Source organism: Caulobacter sp. FWC2 (assembly GCF_002742625.1).
GTDB lineage: Bacteria > Pseudomonadota > Alphaproteobacteria > Caulobacterales > Caulobacteraceae > Caulobacter.
Genome location: NZ_PEBF01000001.1, coordinates 3,351,073 through 3,365,722, shown reverse-complemented (window position 1 = coordinate 3,365,722; position 14,650 = coordinate 3,351,073). Strand labels below are relative to the sequence as shown.

Genomic DNA, 14,650 nt, shown 5'->3' with positions numbered 1-14,650 from the left:
CGCGCCATGACAATCACCAAACCCCTGATCGCCGCCGCGCTGGCCGGTTTCCTGCTGGCCGCCTGCGCGACGACCCCGACCGTCTACCGCGCTCAACTGGGCGCGCCGAACGACGTCGGCTATTCGGAATATCGCCTGGAGGCAGGGCGCTACCGCGTCACCTTCCAAGGCGGGCCTGGCGCCAAGGAGGCGCAGATCGCCGACTACGCCTTGCTGCGCGCCGCCGAACTGGCCTTGCGCGACGGCTATGACTGGTTCCGCATCGCCGATCGCTCGACCAATGTCAGCGGCTACGATCGCGGGCCGCGTGTCTCGGTCGGCGGCGGCTCGGCCAGCTTCGGACGGCGTTCCAGTTTCGGCTTGGGTTTGGGGACGAGCTTCGACCTCGGCCCGGGTCCGGCCGTGTCGCGTTCGATCGAGGTCGTGTTCGGCAAGGGCCCGACGCCCAAGGATCGCGACGCCTATGACGCGCGGGACGTGGTCAAGAACGTCGGCTACGGACGCCAGCGGACCTAGTTAGGCCGCCGCTCTCTTGCCCAGCGGATAGTTCGCGCGGAGCGCAGCGTGGGTGAGGCCGGCCGTCTCGGCGGCGGCGAAATAGCCGTCCTGGGGCAGGCCTTGCAGGATGGTCATCGGCGCCAGGCCGCGCGCGTCGCGTCCGAAGGCCATCATCTCCATGGCGATCTTGGCGGCTTCGCCGGAGAGGTCCGAGGCGTCCAAGGCCAGGCCGGCCAGGCGGGCGTCGCGCAGCACGCGCAGCGCTTCCTTGTCCGGGGGGACGCGGGCGATGACGCCGCGGGTGAGGGCGCGCAGCAGACCGACCACTTCCAGAAGACGACCGGCGGGCGTGCCGCGCGTGACGTCGACCAGTTCGATCATCACGCCGCCGCGCAGCAGGCTTAGCGACAGGCCGGCGGTGCCGGTCAGCAGGTCGCGGCCGCGTTGGGTGCCCAGGGTGCGGAACGAAGCGGGCAGGATCAGTTCGGGCGTGTTGTGGCCCTGGGCCGAGCGCGCGAACACCGAGGCGTATTTCAGCGTCGACTCGTCGATGAAGGCGACGTCGCGGTCGGACAGCTTGGTCAGGGCGCGGGCCGAGGCCTGACGGCCGCTGGCCAGGTGGGTGACCATCGGCTCGACGCGCACGGCGGTGGTGATGTTGCGGCGCAGGCTGACCACGTGCTCCAGCGTGAAGTCCACGCGAAGCGCCGCGCCGCCGGCGGTGGTGAAGGCCACGGGAGTGCGGCGGGCCTCATCGGCCGGATCGACTTCGATGCGGACCGGCGAGCGCGCCGAATCGCGGCGGGCGCGGGCGGCCAGGATCACGCTGGGGTCGATCGGCCTGCAGATGGCTTGGCCGCCCTCCAGCCCGATCACCGAACGGATGCCCAGGTCCTTTGACGAGGCGGCGCCCAACAGGTGGGTCAGAACGTCTTCCAGGATCCGCACGCTGGTCGCCTGGGCGGCCAGGCCCTGGTCGTTGTTCATGGCGATCAGGAATTCGCTGTCGGAGATACGGGCCCGCATGTCGTTGCGGTCCAGATGCTCGTTCAGCTTCAGCTCGACATAGGTCCAAACATCGCTGCGCTTGTCGCTCCACCAGTCACCCGCCCATTGGCGGATGGCCTTGATGCTGATCACGTTGACCGAGCCGCGCGAGACCAGCTCCGAACCCGACAGGCGCTGAGCCACCGGGCCCGGAAGGGCCACGCGTTCGGTCGCGTCTGAGGGAAGGGGGGTGTCGAAGGGCATGGGTCTGGCGCTGTTGATGTGCCCATCAGAATGCGGGAAGCGCGCTTAACCGGGGGTTCGGAAAGAGGGTTTCCAACGGTGTTTACCGTGAAAGAAACCGGGGAAAATCAAGGGAACTTCGTTGGATGCTTGGCGTTTTGGCCCGCTCGGCGCATAAGGCGTTCATGAACAAGCTGCTTCTGGTGGCCGCTGGCGGAGCCGTCGGCTCGGTCGCGCGCTATCTGGTCGGCGTCGGCGCCATGCGGGTCATGGGACCCGGTTGGCCGTATGGCACCTTCACCGTCAACATCGTCGGCGGTTTCCTGATGGGCTGCCTGGCTTCCTGGCTGGCGCTTCGCGGCAATGGCTCGGGCGAGCCGTGGCGCGTGCTGCTGGGCGTGGGCGTCATGGGCGGCTTCACGACGTTCTCTTCGTTCTCGCTGGAGACCGCGCTGATGATCCAGAAGCGCGACTATGTCCCAGCTTTCTCCTATGCCGCCGCCAGCGTGCTTTTGTCCGTGGCGGCCCTATTCGCGGGTCTTCTTATCGCCCGCAAGGTTTTCGCATGAGCACCAAGGAAGTCCGCACGCTGTACGTCGATTCCGGCGAGGACGGGGTCCGCCTCGATCGCTGGTTCAAGCGCCGTTGGCCGCATCTGAACCACATCCAGCTGAACAAGCTGTTCCGCTCGGGCCAGGTCCGGGTAGACGGCTCGCGCGCCAAGGCCGACACCAAGCTGGCCGCCGGCAGCCAGATCCGCGTACCACCGCTGCCCGACGCGCCCGATCCGAACGAAAAGGCCAAGCTGTCGCCGCGCGACATCGCCTATGCGAGGTCGCTGGTGCTGTACGAGGACGAGGAAGTGCTGGCGCTGAACAAGCCAGCCGGCCTGGCCGTGCAGGGCGGCACCAAGACCACGCACCACGTCGACAAGCTGCTCAGCGCCTGGGGCGAGGGCGTCAATCGGCCCAAGCTGGTCCACCGCCTGGACCGCGACACCTCCGGCGTGCTGCTGCTGGGCAAGACGCCGTCGGCCGCCGCGCGCCTGTCGGGGGCCTTCGCCAAGCGCAAGGCGCAGAAGACCTACTGGGCCATCGTCGCGGGCAATCCGCACCCGACCGAGGGCGTGATGGAACTGCACCTGGCCAAGCGCGGGGTCGGCGACCGCGAACTGGTCGTCCCGGCCCAGCCCAAGGATCCGGACGCCCAGCCGGCCGAGACCGAATTCGTCACCATCAGCCGCGCCGGTCCGCGCGTGACCTGGATGGCGCTGCGGCCGCACACCGGTCGCACCCACCAGCTGCGCGCTCACATGAAGGCCATGGGCCACCCGATCCTGGGCGATCCCAAGTACGGCGACGAGAAATCCGCGCCGCTGTCGGAAGGGCTGAAGCTGCAGCTGCACGCCCGCTCGATCCTGCTGCCGCACCCGTCGGTGGGTATGCTGCACATCGAGGCCCCGCTGAGCGCCGAGATGAAGGAAGGCTTCCGCAAGTTCGGCTTCTCGGAAGACGAGGCCGACGCCGAACCCTTCGCGCGGCGCCAGACCAAGCGGCGGTAGGCGCTAGACCAGCCCCGTCACCGGCTTGGCCGCCGCGCTGTCGGGGAACACCTTGCTCTCCAGGATCGCGCGGTCGACGCCGATATGGTCGGCCAGCACGCCCTTGAACAGGCCGCGCATGTCCACCGTCGGCGCGGTGTCGCGGTTCTCGAACAGGGCGTTGTCGGCCAGGCCCGGCCAGTCGCCGACGATGCCGCCGCCCTTCTTCAACGCGCCGCCCAGGACGAGGCCCGTCGAGGCCGTGCCGTGGTCGGTGCCGCCGGTGCCGTTGACGCGGGCGGTGCGGCCGAACTCGGTCACCGCGATGACCACCGTGTTCTTCCATTCCGCGCCCAGCCCGTCGTGCAGGCCGTCCAGCACAGCGTCCATATAGGACAGGCGCGTGGCGATCTGGCCTTGCTGGCCGGCGTGGGTGTCGAAGCCGTCCAGCGAGATAGCGGCGATCTGCGGTCCGCCGGCCTGGATCATGAAGCCGCCGAGGGTCGAGCCAAGCTTGCGCGCCGCGTCGCTGCCGGCGCGGTTCTGGCGGTCGTTGGCGATGTTTTGTGACATCGGGGCAGGCATGCCCGGCATGGCGGGGGTGGATGCCGCCGCCACGTTCATGGCCGGGGTCGGCGCCATGGCGGTCATGGCCTGCTGGGCCATGGTCTCGGTCTCCAGGCCGCGCGCGAAGGCCGGACCCAGCATCGGGTCGTTCTTGTAGAGATCCTGCAGCAGGGTCGGCAGGCGGGCGGTTTCGTCGACGCCCTTGCCCGGCGACCAGCTAGCCGCCTGGACCTTGCCGCGCAGGATCAGCGGAGCGGTGGTCCCGACCGACAGTCCTTCGACCTTGCGGACGGGGGCGAGGGCTTCCAGCGTGCGGTTCAACCAGCCGGTTTCGGTCCCGTAGACATGGGCCGCGCCGGTCTCCAGCACGTCCTGGGCCTCGAAATGCGAGCGGGCGCGGTCGGGGCTGGCGATGGCCGGGGCGATGCGGGCCTCGCCCTTCAGCGCCAGGGCGTGGACGGTCGTCAGCTCAGGGTGCAGGCCGAAGGTGTTGTCCAGCCGGAGCACCTGATCGGGCTTCATGGCGATCGAACCGCGCAGGTTGGCGTAGTTGGCGTCGCCCACCGGCGGAGATACGGACAGGCCGTCCATGCCGCCGCGGCAGATGACGACGACCAGCTTCTTCTTGGCCAGATCCCCCTCGGACGCGGCAAACGCCTGGGTCCCGAGAAAGTTGACGGTGATGCCCAGGCTGGCGCCAAGGCCCAGCAGCGAGCGGCGGTTCAGTTGAGCGGTCATCGGCGTTGAAACTCCGGGCTCATCACGAGAAGGGCGAAGGCTTCCTTGCGGGTCTCGGCCCGTGACACGGCCTTGGCGACGGGGGGCGTCAGGCGATCGCCCAAGGCTTGAACCGCCAGGGCGTTGGGATCGGTGCGGTCGGCGACCACGGCGGCGAAGCCCTGGGCCCACTGCATCCGCTTGATCAGGCCATCGGGAGAAGCCCAGGTCTGTGCGTCCTCCGGCCAGCCCTTGGGGGAGGGGGCCGAGAAGGGCTTTTGACCCAGGCCCGTGAGGATCGGCGCCAGGCGCTCGATCGCCGAGGGCTCGGCCCCGATCAGCCGCCAGGTCGACAGGGTGTATTCGTAGGGCGTCTTGAACTTGGCGGGCGTGGGATCCCAGGCCTCGGGACTTTCGACCAGGGCCTTGGCCACCTGGGCCAGGTCGCCGCCCGTGGCCATCCAGCGCTTCTCCAGCCGCGCCGTCAGGGCGGGCGGGGGCGTGTCGGAGACGAAGTGGCGAGCGATCTTGCCGCAGACGTGGCGGGCGGTGCGCTTGTCGGCGGCCAGGTCCTTTAGGACCGCCATGCCCTGTTTGATGTCGGCTTGCGCGTACTGGCGTCCCATGATCGTGCGCGCGCCGGGCTCGTGGGCGGGGTCGCGGAACACGAACTGGCCCTGGCGGTCCTCGTTGTCGCGGCCAACCGAGAAGCCGGTCAGGGCGCGGGCGAATTCGGTGACGTCGCCTTGCGTGTAGCCGGCGTCGACGCCGACCGTGTGCAGCTCCATGATCTCACGCGCCAGGTTCTCGTTCAGCCCGACCTTGGCGCCGCGACGGCGGACGGCGATCTGGCTGTTGGGACCGATGGACTGGGCCTGGTCCAGATAGGTCAGCATGGCCGGATGGGTCGACGAGGCCACCAGCAGGTTCTCGAAGCTGTTGAACACGTTAGGCCGGATCGCCTCGCGCTCGAACGGGCCGATCAGCACCGAGGTGATCTGTTTGGTGGACGAGACCGTGAAGTGGTTGGCCCAGAACAGCGCCCAGCGCTCGCGGAAGCCGGCCGAGGTGTTGGTCGCCAGCTGGGCGCGGGCCAGGAAGTCGGCGCTGACCTTGTCGCGAAGGGCGCGGTCGGCGGCCTTTGCGGCCTGGGGCGCGCTCTTGTCGCCTTCGCCGTCCTTCTTTTCGCGTTCGATCTTCCGCTGCTGCTGGTAGTCGCGCATCTGCTCGAAGCGCTGTGCCGAGGTCTCGCCGCCATCCTGCGGGATGTCGGCGCCTTCGCGGCGGATCTGGTCGATGAGGAAGCCTTGGGGATCGGCCTTGGCGGCGTCGATCTCGCCGGGGCGGGCGCCGAGGCCGAAACGGGTGACGGCGATGGCGGCCATCATGTCCTTGGACGGTAAGCTCAAGCGGCGCTCTCCCTTGCACTGACACGCGATCTTGCTCATTCAACGCGGGTCATTGGCCGTTCCGTCGCGGGCGGCCCGAAAAAGAGTTCTCGCCGTGTCCGACAAGTCCGAGCTGCTGCTGAAACCCAAGCGCTTCTACAAGACCGCCGCCGCCGCGCCGGTGGAGGGCGGCTTCGCGATCCAACTTGACGGCCGCACGCCCAAGTCGCCGGCCAGGAAGCCGCTGATCGCGCCGAACAAGGCCCTCGCCGACACCATCGCCGCCGAGTGGGAGGCCCAGGTCGAGTACATCGACAACAGCCTGATGCCGGCCACGCGCCTGGCCTTCACCGCCATCGATCGCATCGGCGAGACCCGCGCCGAGGTCGCCAAGGAGATCACCGCCTACGCCGGCTCCGATCACCTGTGCTACCGCGCCGAGCACCCGACGCCGCTGGTCGAGCGCCAGGACCGTGAGTGGGGGGCTATCCTGGACTGGGCCAAGGCCGAGTTCGGCCTGGTCTTTATCCCCGTCGGCGGGATCATCCACCAGCCGCAGCCGCCCGCCACCCTGGCGGCGGTCGAGGCCCTGGCTCTCACCCTGGACGATTTCAGCCTGGCCGGCGTCGCCTTCGCCTCGGGCCTCTACGGCTCGACCGTGCTGGCCCTGGCCGTGCGCGCCGGCCGCCTGACCGGCCGCAAGGCCCTGGACCTTTCGCGGCTTGAGGAGATGTTCCAGGCCGAGCAATGGGGAGAGGACGCCGAGGCCACCGCCCGCGCCGCGTTCCTTGCGGTCGAAGCCGAGATGATCGACCGCTGGTTCGCCGCGCTCCGCTAAGGGCAGGACCTTTCCGTCTGCTGCGCTGCCGCAAGGTCCGCCTTGCCTGCGACCCCTGGCCTCGCTAGGGCTGGCTTCCTAAGGTGGACGAACCACCAGCATGAAGATCCGGGCAGGGAGTACGCGCGTGCAGCACATTCTCGAGGAACTCGACCGCCGTCGCGAGCAGGCCAAGGCCGGCGGCGGTGAGAAGCGCGTCGCCGCCCAGCACGCCAAGGGCAAGCTGACCGCCCGCGAGCGCATCGACCTGCTGCTGGACGAGGGCTCCTTCGAGGAGTTCGACATGTTCGTCGAGCACCGCAGTTCTGACTTCGGCATGCAGGACCAGAAGATCCCCGGCGACGGCGTCGTCACAGGCTGGGGTACGATCAACGGCAAGGTCGTCTATCTGTTCTCCAAGGACTTCACGGTGTTCGGCGGCAGCCTTTCGAACGCCCACGCCCAGAAGATCATCAAGGTCCAGCGCCAGGCCATGAAGGTCGGCGCGCCGATCATCGGCCTGTTCGACGCGGGCGGCGCACGCATCCAGGAGGGCGTCGACAGCCTGGCGGGCTATGCCGACATCTTCCTTGAAAACACCCTGGCCAGTGGCGTCATCCCGCAGATCAGCGTGATCATGGGTCCCTGCGCCGGCGGCGACGTCTATTCGCCGGCGATCACCGACTTCATCTTCATGGTCAAGGACACGAGCTACATGTTCGTGACTGGTCCCGACGTCGTGAAGACCGTGACCAACGAGGTTGTCACCGCCGAGGAACTGGGCGGGGCGCGGGTCCACGCCGCCAAGTCGGGGGTCGCCGAGGGCGCGTTCGAGAACGACCTGGAAGCCCTGACCCAGGTGCGCCGCCTGGTCGATTTCCTGCCTTCGTCCAACCGCGACGCCGCGCCCGAGCGCCAGAGCTTCGACGAGGCGTATCGCGAGGAAAAGAGCCTCGACACCCTGGTCCCGGCCGACGCTACCAAGCCCTACGACATGAAGGAGCTGATCCTGAAGATCGTCGACGAAGCCGACTTCTTCGAGATCTCCAGCGAGTGGGCCAAGAACATCGTCGTCGGCTTCGCCCGGATGGACGGCGAGACCGTCGGCCTCGTCGCCAACCAGCCCCAGGTGCTGGCCGGCGTGCTGGACATCGACAGCTCGCGCAAGGCCGCCCGCTTCGTGCGCTTCTGCGACGCTTTCAACATCCCGATCATCACCCTGGTCGACGTCCCGGGCTTCATGCCGGGGACCAAGCAGGAGTACGGCGGCCTGATCAAGCACGGCGCCAAGCTGCTGTTCGCCTATGCCGAGGCCACGGTGCCGAAGATCACCGTCATCACCCGTAAGGCCTATGGCGGCGCCTATGACGTGATGAGCTCCAAGCACCTGCGCGGCGACCTCAACTATGCCTGGCCGACCGCCGAGATAGCGGTGATGGGCGCCAAGGGGGCGGTGGAGATCATCTTCCGCCAGGAGGCCAAGGACCCCGAGGCGCTGGCCGCCCGCGAGGCCGAGTACAAGGATCGCTTCGCCAACCCGTTCGTGGCGGCGTCGCGCGGCTATATCGACGACGTGATCATGCCGCACGGCACCCGCCGCCGGATCGTGCGCGGCTTGAAGAGCTTGAAGGGGAAGGAGCTGTCCAACCCCTGGAAAAAGCACGACAATATTCCGCTTTAGGCAAGATGCTCCCCCGCGATGCGGGGGAGCTGTCACGGAGTGACTGAGGGGGCTAGCTGGACGCAAGCCGCGTTAGCCCCCTCCGGCCCTCTGGGCCACCTCCCCCGCGACGCGGGGGAGGATCTGGCGTTCGCCAAACCTTTCCCTCGTCGCCCGACCCTTCTATATGCGGAGCCTTCTAAGCTTCCCGTGACTCCCCGAAAGGCCGCGCCCGCATGGCTCGCATCCTGATTACGTCTGCCCTGCCGTACATCAACGGCATCAAGCATCTGGGCAACCTTGCCGGGTCGATGCTGCCGGCGGACGTCTATGCGCGGTTCAAGCGGGCCCAGGGGCATGAGACCCTCTACATCTGCGCCACCGACGAGCACGGCACGCCGGCTGAACTCGCGGCCACCGCCGCCGGCCAGGATGTGGCGACCTATTGCGCCGAGCAGCACGTGCTTCAACATGACGTGGGCCGCGCCTTCGGCCTGTCGTGGGACCATTTCGGCCGCTCGTCCTCGCCGCAGAACCATCGCCTGACGCAGCACTTCTGCCAGGCTTTGGAACACCACGGCCTGATCGAGGAACGCGTCGACCAGATGGTCTATTCGGTCGACGACAAGCGCTTCCTGCCGGACCGCTATGTCGAAGGCACGTGCCCGCACTGCGGGTTCGAAAAAGCGCGCGGCGACCAGTGCGACAACTGCGGCAACCTGCTGGACCCCACCGACCTGATCAATCCGTACTCGGTGATCTCGGGCTCGCGGAACATCGAGGTGCGCGACACTCGCCACCTGTACCTGCTGCAAACCAAGATGGCTGACAAGATCCGCGCCTGGGTCGACAGCCACGCCGACTGGCCGCCGCTGGCCCGCTCGATCGCCTATAAGCACCTGGACGAGGGGCTGATCGACCGCGGCATCACCCGGGATCTCGCCTGGGGCATCCCGGTTGCCAAGGACGGCGTGCCGCGCCCGGGCTTCGAGGACAAGGTCTTTTACGTCTGGTTCGACGCGCCCATCGAATATATCGCCGCCACCCAGGAGTGGGCCGAGGGCTCGCCCGACCGCGACTGGAAGCGCTGGTGGCGCACCGATAGCGGCGCGGATGACGTCAGCTACGTCCAGTTCATGGGCAAGGACAATGTGGCGTTCCACACCGTCAGCTTCCCGGCCACCATCCTCGGTTCGGAAGAGCCGTGGAAGAGGGTCGACATGCTCAAGGCCTTCAACTGGCTGAACTGGTACGGCGGCAAGTTCTCGACCTCGAACAAGCGCGGCGTGTTCATGGACGCGGCCCTGGAAATCCTGCCGCCGGATTTCTGGCGCTGGTACCTGACGGCCAACTCGCCGGAGAGCAGCGACACGGCCTTCACCTGGGAGCAGTTCGCCAGCGCCGTGAACCGCGACCTGGCCGACGTGCTGGGCAACTTCGTCAACCGGATCCTGAAGTTCAACGAGAGCAAGTTCGAGGGCGTGGTGCCGGCGGGCGGCGAGCCTGGCCCGCTGGAAGAGAAGCTGTTCGCCGACGTCTCGGCGCGTCTGGCCGACCTTTCGGAACAGATGGACGCCATCGAGATCCGCAAGAGCGCCCAGGCGCTGCGGGCCCTGTGGGTGGTGGGCAACGAGTACCTGCAGGAGGCCGCGCCGTGGACCGCGATCAAGACCGATCGCGACCGCGCCGCCGTCATCGTCCGCACGGCCCTGAACCTGGTGGCGCTGTACGCAAAGCTCTCGGCCCCGTTCATCCCGTTCGCCGCCGAGACCATCGGCGATGCGTTCGGCCTGGAGTTCCCGGCGCAATGGCCGTCGAACGACGCCAAGGTCGAGCTGGACAAGCTGGCGGTCGGCACGAAGGTGACGGTGCCGGACGTCCTGTTCAAGAAGATCGAGGACGAGCAGATCGCCGAATGGACGGCTCGCTTCGGCGGCGCGGATTAAGGTGCCGGATACGGCGTACAGGGCGGATGGGAAGGGGCTCCCGACCCTCGTCCGCCTCTGCCTGTTCTACGCCGCCATCTTTCTGAGCTCGGGCGTCAGCCTGCCGTATATCGGCACCTATCTGCGCTCGCGCGGGATGACCGGCAGCGAGATCGGCCTGATCCTGGCCGTGCCGCTGCTGCTGAAGCCCTTTACGGGCGCGTCGCTGGCGGTGTGGGCCGACGGCTTCACCCTGCGACGCACGCCGATGGTGGTGCTGCTGGCCGGGGCGGGGCTGGGCTATGCGGGCCTGCTGGCCGCGCCGAACCTGTGGTGGTTCATCCTGGCGTGGTTCATCGGCCAGACCCTGCTGTCGACCGTCTCGCCGCTGATCGACATCATCACCCTGCGCCGGGCGCGGGCAGAGCGATTCAACTACGGGATCCCGCGCGGCACCGGTTCCAGCGCCTTCATCGCCGCCAACCTGGCGATGGGCGCGATCCTGACCTTCGCCGCGCCGACGATCATCGCCTTCTGGATCGTCGCGGCGTGTTTCGTCGCCGCCCTGGCCGCCGCCCTGCTGGTTCCGCCCGAACGCGTCCATGCCGAGGGCGCCAAGCCCGACCGGTCCGAGCGCTGGAAGGGCCTCTCGGAACTGCTGCGCAACCGCACCTTCCTGCTGGCGGTGGTCACGGCCGGCCTGATCCAGGGCGCGCACGCGTTCTATTACGGCTTCTCGGCCATCCTCTGGCGCAAGCAGGGGATCTCGGAGCCGATGATCGGCGTGCTGTGGGGCGTGGGCGTCGCGGCGGAAGTCGGCTTCATGTGGTTCCTGGAGCCGCTGCGCCGCCGCTGGGGGCCGGAGCGGTTCCTGATCCTGGGGGCCAGCGCCGCTGTGGTCCGCTGGACGCTTTACGCGTTCGAGCCGCCGCTATGGGCGCTGTTTCCGCTGCAGATGCTGCACGCCATGACCTTCGCGGCCTCTTTCCTGGCCTCGCTGCGCCTGATCGAGAAGCTGGCCCCGCCGGCGGCGGCGTCACCGGCCCAGGCGATCAACTCGGCGCTGTCGTCGGGCTTTACCCTGGGCATCGCGACCTTGGCGTCGGGGCCTCTGTTCGACGCCTTGGGCGCGAAGGGCTATTTGGCCACCGCCGTCATGGCCGCGTTAGGGCTGATCGGCGCGATCATGCTCTCGCGCCGATCAAGACATCAGATCGTGTAGTCGATCTCCCCGCCTTCCAGCCAGGCGACGATCCGTTCGGCCGCTTCGACGGGATCGATCGCGGTGGTGTCGATGCGTAGCTCCGGGGTTTCCGGCGCTTCATACGGGCTGTCGACGCCGGTGAAGTTCTTCAACTGGCCCGAGCGGGCCTTCTTGTAGAGACCCTTCACATCCCGCGCCTCAGCCACGGCCAGGGGCGTGTCGACGAAGACCTCGATGAACTCGCCGGGCTCCAGGATGTCACGCGCCAGCTGGCGTTCGGCCCGGAATGGCGAGATGAAGGCGGTCAGCACGATGAGACCGGCGTCGACCATCAGTTTGGCGACCTCGGCCACCCGTCGGATGTTCTCGACGCGGTCCTCCTCGGTGAAGCCGAGATCCTTGTTCAGGCCGTGGCGGACATTGTCGCCGTCCAGCAGGTAGGTGTGGCGGCCCAGGGCGTGCAGGCGCTTTTCGACCAGGTTGGCGATGGTCGACTTGCCCGCGCCCGACAGGCCCGTGAGCCAGACGACTTGGCCGCGCTGGCTCTTCAGCGCCGACCGCGAGGCCTTGCTGACGTCGGTGTGCTGCCAGTGGATATTATCGGCCCGGCGCAGGGCGAAGTTGATCATCCCCGCGCCAACGGTGCGGTTGGACAGGCGATCGACCAGGATGAAGCCGCCCATCTGGCGGTTGTCGGCATAGGCCTCGAACGGGATGGCCTGGTCGAGCGACAGGTTCACGAGCCCGATCTCGTTCAGCTCCAGCCGCTTGGCGGCCGTGTGTTCCAGCGTGTTGACGTTCACCCGGTGCTTGATGTCGGTGACGCTGGCGCCGACCGTGCGAGCGCCGATCTTCAGCAGATAGGTGCGGCCAGGGGGTAGCGGCTCGTCGTCCATCCAGACGAGCGTGGCCTCGAACTGGTTGGCGACCGGCGCAGGGGCGTCGGCCGTGGCGATGACGTCGCCGCGCGAGATGTCGATCTCGTCTTCCAGCGTCAGGGTCACCGACTGGCCGGCGACGGCCTGGTCCAGATCGCCGGGGAGGGTGACGATGCGGGCCACGCGGCTCTCACGACCCGAGGGCAGGGCGCGGATGCGGTCGCCCGGCTTGATGGTCCCGGAGGCGATCAGGCCCGAGAAGCCCCGGAAGTCGAGGTTCGGGCGATTGACCCACTGCACCGGCATGCGGAACGGCTTGGACCGCAGGTCGTCCTCAACCTCCACGCCTTCCAGCCAGTACATCAGGATCGGACCCTTGAACCAGGGCGTGTGCTCGCTGCTTGATGCGATGTTGTCGCCGCCCAGGCCGGAGATCGGGATCGGCGTGAACACGGTCAGGCCGATCTGCTCGGCGAACGCGCGATAGTCGGCGACGATGCGGTCGAACACCGCCGGATCCCAGCCGACCAGGTCCATCTTGTTCACCGCCAGCACCACGTGGCGGATGCCCAGCAGGGACACGAGGTAGCTGTGGCGACGCGTCTGGGTCAGTACGCCCTTGCGGGCGTCGATCAGGATCACGGCCGCGTCGGCGGTCGAGGCGCCGGTGACCATGTTGCGCGTGTACTGCTCGTGGCCGGGGGTGTCGGCGACGATGAACTTGCGCTTCTCGGTCGAGAAGAAGCGGTAGGCGACGTCGATGGTGATGCCTTGCTCGCGCTCGGCGGCCAGGCCGTCGACCAGCAGGGCGAAGTCGATCGCCCCGCCTTGCGTGCCGACCTTCTTGCTGTCGGCTTCGAGGGCCGCCAGCTGGTCCTCGAAGATCATCTTGCTGTCGTACAGCAGGCGGCCGATCAGGGTGGACTTGCCGTCGTCGACGCTGCCGCAGGTGATGAAGCGCAGCAGCGACTTGTGCTGGTGCTGGTGCAGATAGGCGTCGATGTCCTCGGCGATCAGGGCGGACTGGTGCGCCATCAGAAGTAGCCCTCCTGCTTCTTCTTCTCCATCGAGGCGGACTGGTCGTGGTCGATGACCCGGCCTTGCCGTTCCGACGTCGTGGTCAGCAGCATTTCCTGGATGACCTGGGGCAGGGTGGCCGCCGTGCTTTCGACCGCGCCAGTCAGCGGGTAGCAGCCCAGGGTGCGGAAGCGGACGCTCTTCATATGAGGCGTCTCGCCGGGATGCAGGCGGAAGCGGTCATCGTCGACCATGATCAGCGCGCCGTCGCGCTCGACCACCGGCCGCTCGGCCGCGAAGTACAGCGGCACGATCGGGATGTTCTCAAGGTGGATGTATTGCCAGACGTCCAGCTCGGTCCAATTGGAGATCGGGAAGACGCGCAGGCTCTCGCCCGGGTGTTTGCGGGTATTGTAGAGGTTCCACAGTTCCGGCCGCTGGTTCTTTGGGTCCCAGCGATGCTCGGCGGTCCGGAACGAGAAGACCCGTTCCTTGGCCCGGCTCTTCTCCTCGTCGCGGCGGGCGCCGCCGAAGGCCGCGTCGAAGCCGTACTTGGACAGGGCCTGCTTCAGGCCCTCGGTTTTCCACAGGCCGGTGTGCAGGGCGCTGCCGTGGTCGAACGGATTGACGCCGCGCGCCTCGGCGTCGGGGTTCTTGTGGACGATCAGGTCGAAGCCCAGCTCCGACGCCACCTTGTCGCGCAGGGCGTACATGTCCCGGAACTTCCAGGTCGTGTCGACGTGCAGCAGCGGGAAGGGCGGTTTGCCGGGATAGAAGGCCTTGGCGGCCAGGTGCAGCATCACCGCACTGTCCTTGCCGATCGAATACAGCATGACCGGGCGTTCGCACTCGGCCGCCACTTCGCGCAGGATGTGGATGCTCTCGGCCTCCAGCCGCTGGAGGTGGGTGAGGCGGGCCGGCGAGATCGCGTTCTTCGTCAGATCGGGCGTCATCGGTTCCGGCGGGTACGCGGCGGGTGCGAATTGGGTAAGGGCCAAGGCGAAGGTCCGCAAAGGAAAAATGTCCGGTCGCATCCCGTCGAAGGGCGCACCGGTGCAGGCTGGGACCTAGGCCCGGCCACGGCGCCGGACAACCGTCGGAATTCTGAGGGCGCTGTCAGCGGACGTGGCGCCCCGGTCGGTAAGCTTCCGCTTTCATGACCAAAAGTTCACTCGTCCTCCTCCGAAAATGCTCGCATAACGCTGATAT

At 67.7% G+C, this 14,650-nt stretch carries 12 protein-coding genes; 7 read left to right on the top strand and 5 right to left on the bottom strand.

Going from position 1 to position 14,650, the window contains the following annotated elements; translation table 11 throughout:
• Positions 1-6 precede the first annotated feature (6 nt).
• On the top strand, positions 7-516 hold the full coding sequence (locus CSW62_RS16050) for a hypothetical protein (protein WP_099579483.1): 510 nt from the start codon (positions 7-9) through the stop codon (positions 514-516).
• Here CSW62_RS16050 and CSW62_RS16045 read toward each other — a convergent pair whose 3' ends face one another.
• Positions 517-1,749, bottom strand: a complete 1,233-nt coding sequence (locus CSW62_RS16045; protein ID WP_099579481.1) for a hypothetical protein — start codon at positions 1,747-1,749, stop codon at positions 517-519. It abuts the gene before it with no gap.
• A gap of 164 nt (positions 1,750-1,913) precedes the next feature.
• On the opposite strand from CSW62_RS16045, the gene crcB reads away from it, so the two are divergent.
• Positions 1,914-2,297 carry a fluoride efflux transporter CrcB gene (crcB, locus tag CSW62_RS16040; RefSeq protein WP_099582330.1) on the top strand — a complete coding sequence of 128 codons (384 nt, stop codon included), beginning with the start codon at positions 1,914-1,916 and terminating at the stop codon, positions 2,295-2,297.
• Positions 2,294-3,289 (top strand): RluA family pseudouridine synthase, encoded by a 996-nt coding sequence (locus CSW62_RS16035; protein ID WP_099579479.1) that lies wholly within the window; start codon positions 2,294-2,296, stop codon positions 3,287-3,289. The genes crcB and CSW62_RS16035 overlap by 4 nt, the downstream gene beginning before the upstream one ends.
• Before the next feature lie 3 nt (positions 3,290-3,292).
• Here CSW62_RS16035 and CSW62_RS16030 read toward each other — a convergent pair whose 3' ends face one another.
• Together CSW62_RS16030 and CSW62_RS16025 are read right to left on the bottom strand one after the other, a co-directional pair.
• Positions 3,293-4,573 (bottom strand): DUF1501 domain-containing protein, encoded by a 1,281-nt coding sequence (locus CSW62_RS16030; RefSeq protein ID WP_099579477.1) that lies wholly within the window; start codon positions 4,571-4,573, stop codon positions 3,293-3,295.
• On the bottom strand, positions 4,570-6,000 hold the full coding sequence (locus tag CSW62_RS16025; protein ID WP_099579474.1) for a DUF1800 family protein: 1,431 nt from the start codon (positions 5,998-6,000) through the stop codon (positions 4,570-4,572). Before CSW62_RS16025 ends, CSW62_RS16030 begins: the two co-directional genes overlap by 4 nt.
• Positions 6,001-6,055: 55 nt before the next feature.
• Here CSW62_RS16025 and CSW62_RS16020 point away from each other — a divergent pair, with 55 nt between their 5' ends.
• From CSW62_RS16020 to CSW62_RS16000, 4 genes are all read left to right on the top strand, one after another.
• Positions 6,056-6,778 (top strand): ATP12 family chaperone protein, encoded by a 723-nt coding sequence (locus CSW62_RS16020; protein WP_099579472.1) that lies wholly within the window; start codon positions 6,056-6,058, stop codon positions 6,776-6,778.
• A gap of 127 nt (positions 6,779-6,905) precedes the next feature.
• A complete protein-coding gene (locus CSW62_RS16015) occupies positions 6,906-8,438 on the top strand; it encodes an acyl-CoA carboxylase subunit beta (RefSeq protein WP_099579470.1) in 1,533 nt (510 codons plus the stop codon).
• Between the two features lie 215 nt (positions 8,439-8,653).
• Positions 8,654-10,363 carry a methionine--tRNA ligase gene (gene metG / locus CSW62_RS16005; protein ID WP_099579468.1) on the top strand — a complete coding sequence of 570 codons (1,710 nt, stop codon included), beginning with the start codon at positions 8,654-8,656 and terminating at the stop codon, positions 10,361-10,363.
• A 1-nt stretch (position 10,364) separates the two neighbouring features.
• On the top strand, positions 10,365-11,564 hold the full coding sequence (locus tag CSW62_RS16000) for an MFS transporter (RefSeq protein WP_099579466.1): 1,200 nt from the start codon (positions 10,365-10,367) through the stop codon (positions 11,562-11,564).
• Here the strand turns inward: CSW62_RS16000 and cysN are convergent.
• Together cysN and cysD are read right to left on the bottom strand one after the other, a co-directional pair.
• Positions 11,552-13,459, bottom strand: a complete 1,908-nt coding sequence (cysN, locus tag CSW62_RS15995) for a sulfate adenylyltransferase subunit CysN (RefSeq protein WP_099579464.1) — start codon at positions 13,457-13,459, stop codon at positions 11,552-11,554. The genes CSW62_RS16000 and cysN overlap by 13 nt on opposite strands.
• Positions 13,459-14,439: a sulfate adenylyltransferase subunit CysD gene (gene cysD, locus CSW62_RS15990; RefSeq protein WP_199170622.1), complete on the bottom strand. Its 981-nt coding sequence runs from the start codon at positions 14,437-14,439 to the stop codon at positions 13,459-13,461. Before cysD ends, cysN begins: the two co-directional genes overlap by 1 nt.
• Positions 14,440-14,650 lie beyond the last annotated feature (211 nt).

Excerpts from the sequence above, each read along its gene's own strand:
- CSW62_RS16050 (WP_099579483.1), top strand. The coding sequence starts at position 7 with ATGACAATCACCAAACCCCTGATCGCCGCCGCGCTGGCCGGTTTCCTG.
- CSW62_RS16045 (WP_099579481.1), bottom strand. The coding sequence starts at position 1,749 with ATGCCCTTCGACACCCCCCTTCCCTCAGACGCGACCGAACGCGTGGCC.
- crcB (WP_099582330.1), top strand. The coding sequence starts at position 1,914 with ATGAACAAGCTGCTTCTGGTGGCCGCTGGCGGAGCCGTCGGCTCGGTC.
- CSW62_RS16035 (WP_099579479.1), top strand. The coding sequence starts at position 2,294 with ATGAGCACCAAGGAAGTCCGCACGCTGTACGTCGATTCCGGCGAGGAC.
- CSW62_RS16030 (WP_099579477.1), bottom strand. The coding sequence starts at position 4,573 with ATGACCGCTCAACTGAACCGCCGCTCGCTGCTGGGCCTTGGCGCCAGC.
- CSW62_RS16025 (WP_099579474.1), bottom strand. The coding sequence starts at position 6,000 with ATGAGCAAGATCGCGTGTCAGTGCAAGGGAGAGCGCCGCTTGAGCTTA.
- metG (WP_099579468.1), top strand. The coding sequence starts at position 8,654 with ATGGCTCGCATCCTGATTACGTCTGCCCTGCCGTACATCAACGGCATC.
- cysN (WP_099579464.1), bottom strand. The coding sequence starts at position 13,459 with ATGGCGCACCAGTCCGCCCTGATCGCCGAGGACATCGACGCCTATCTG.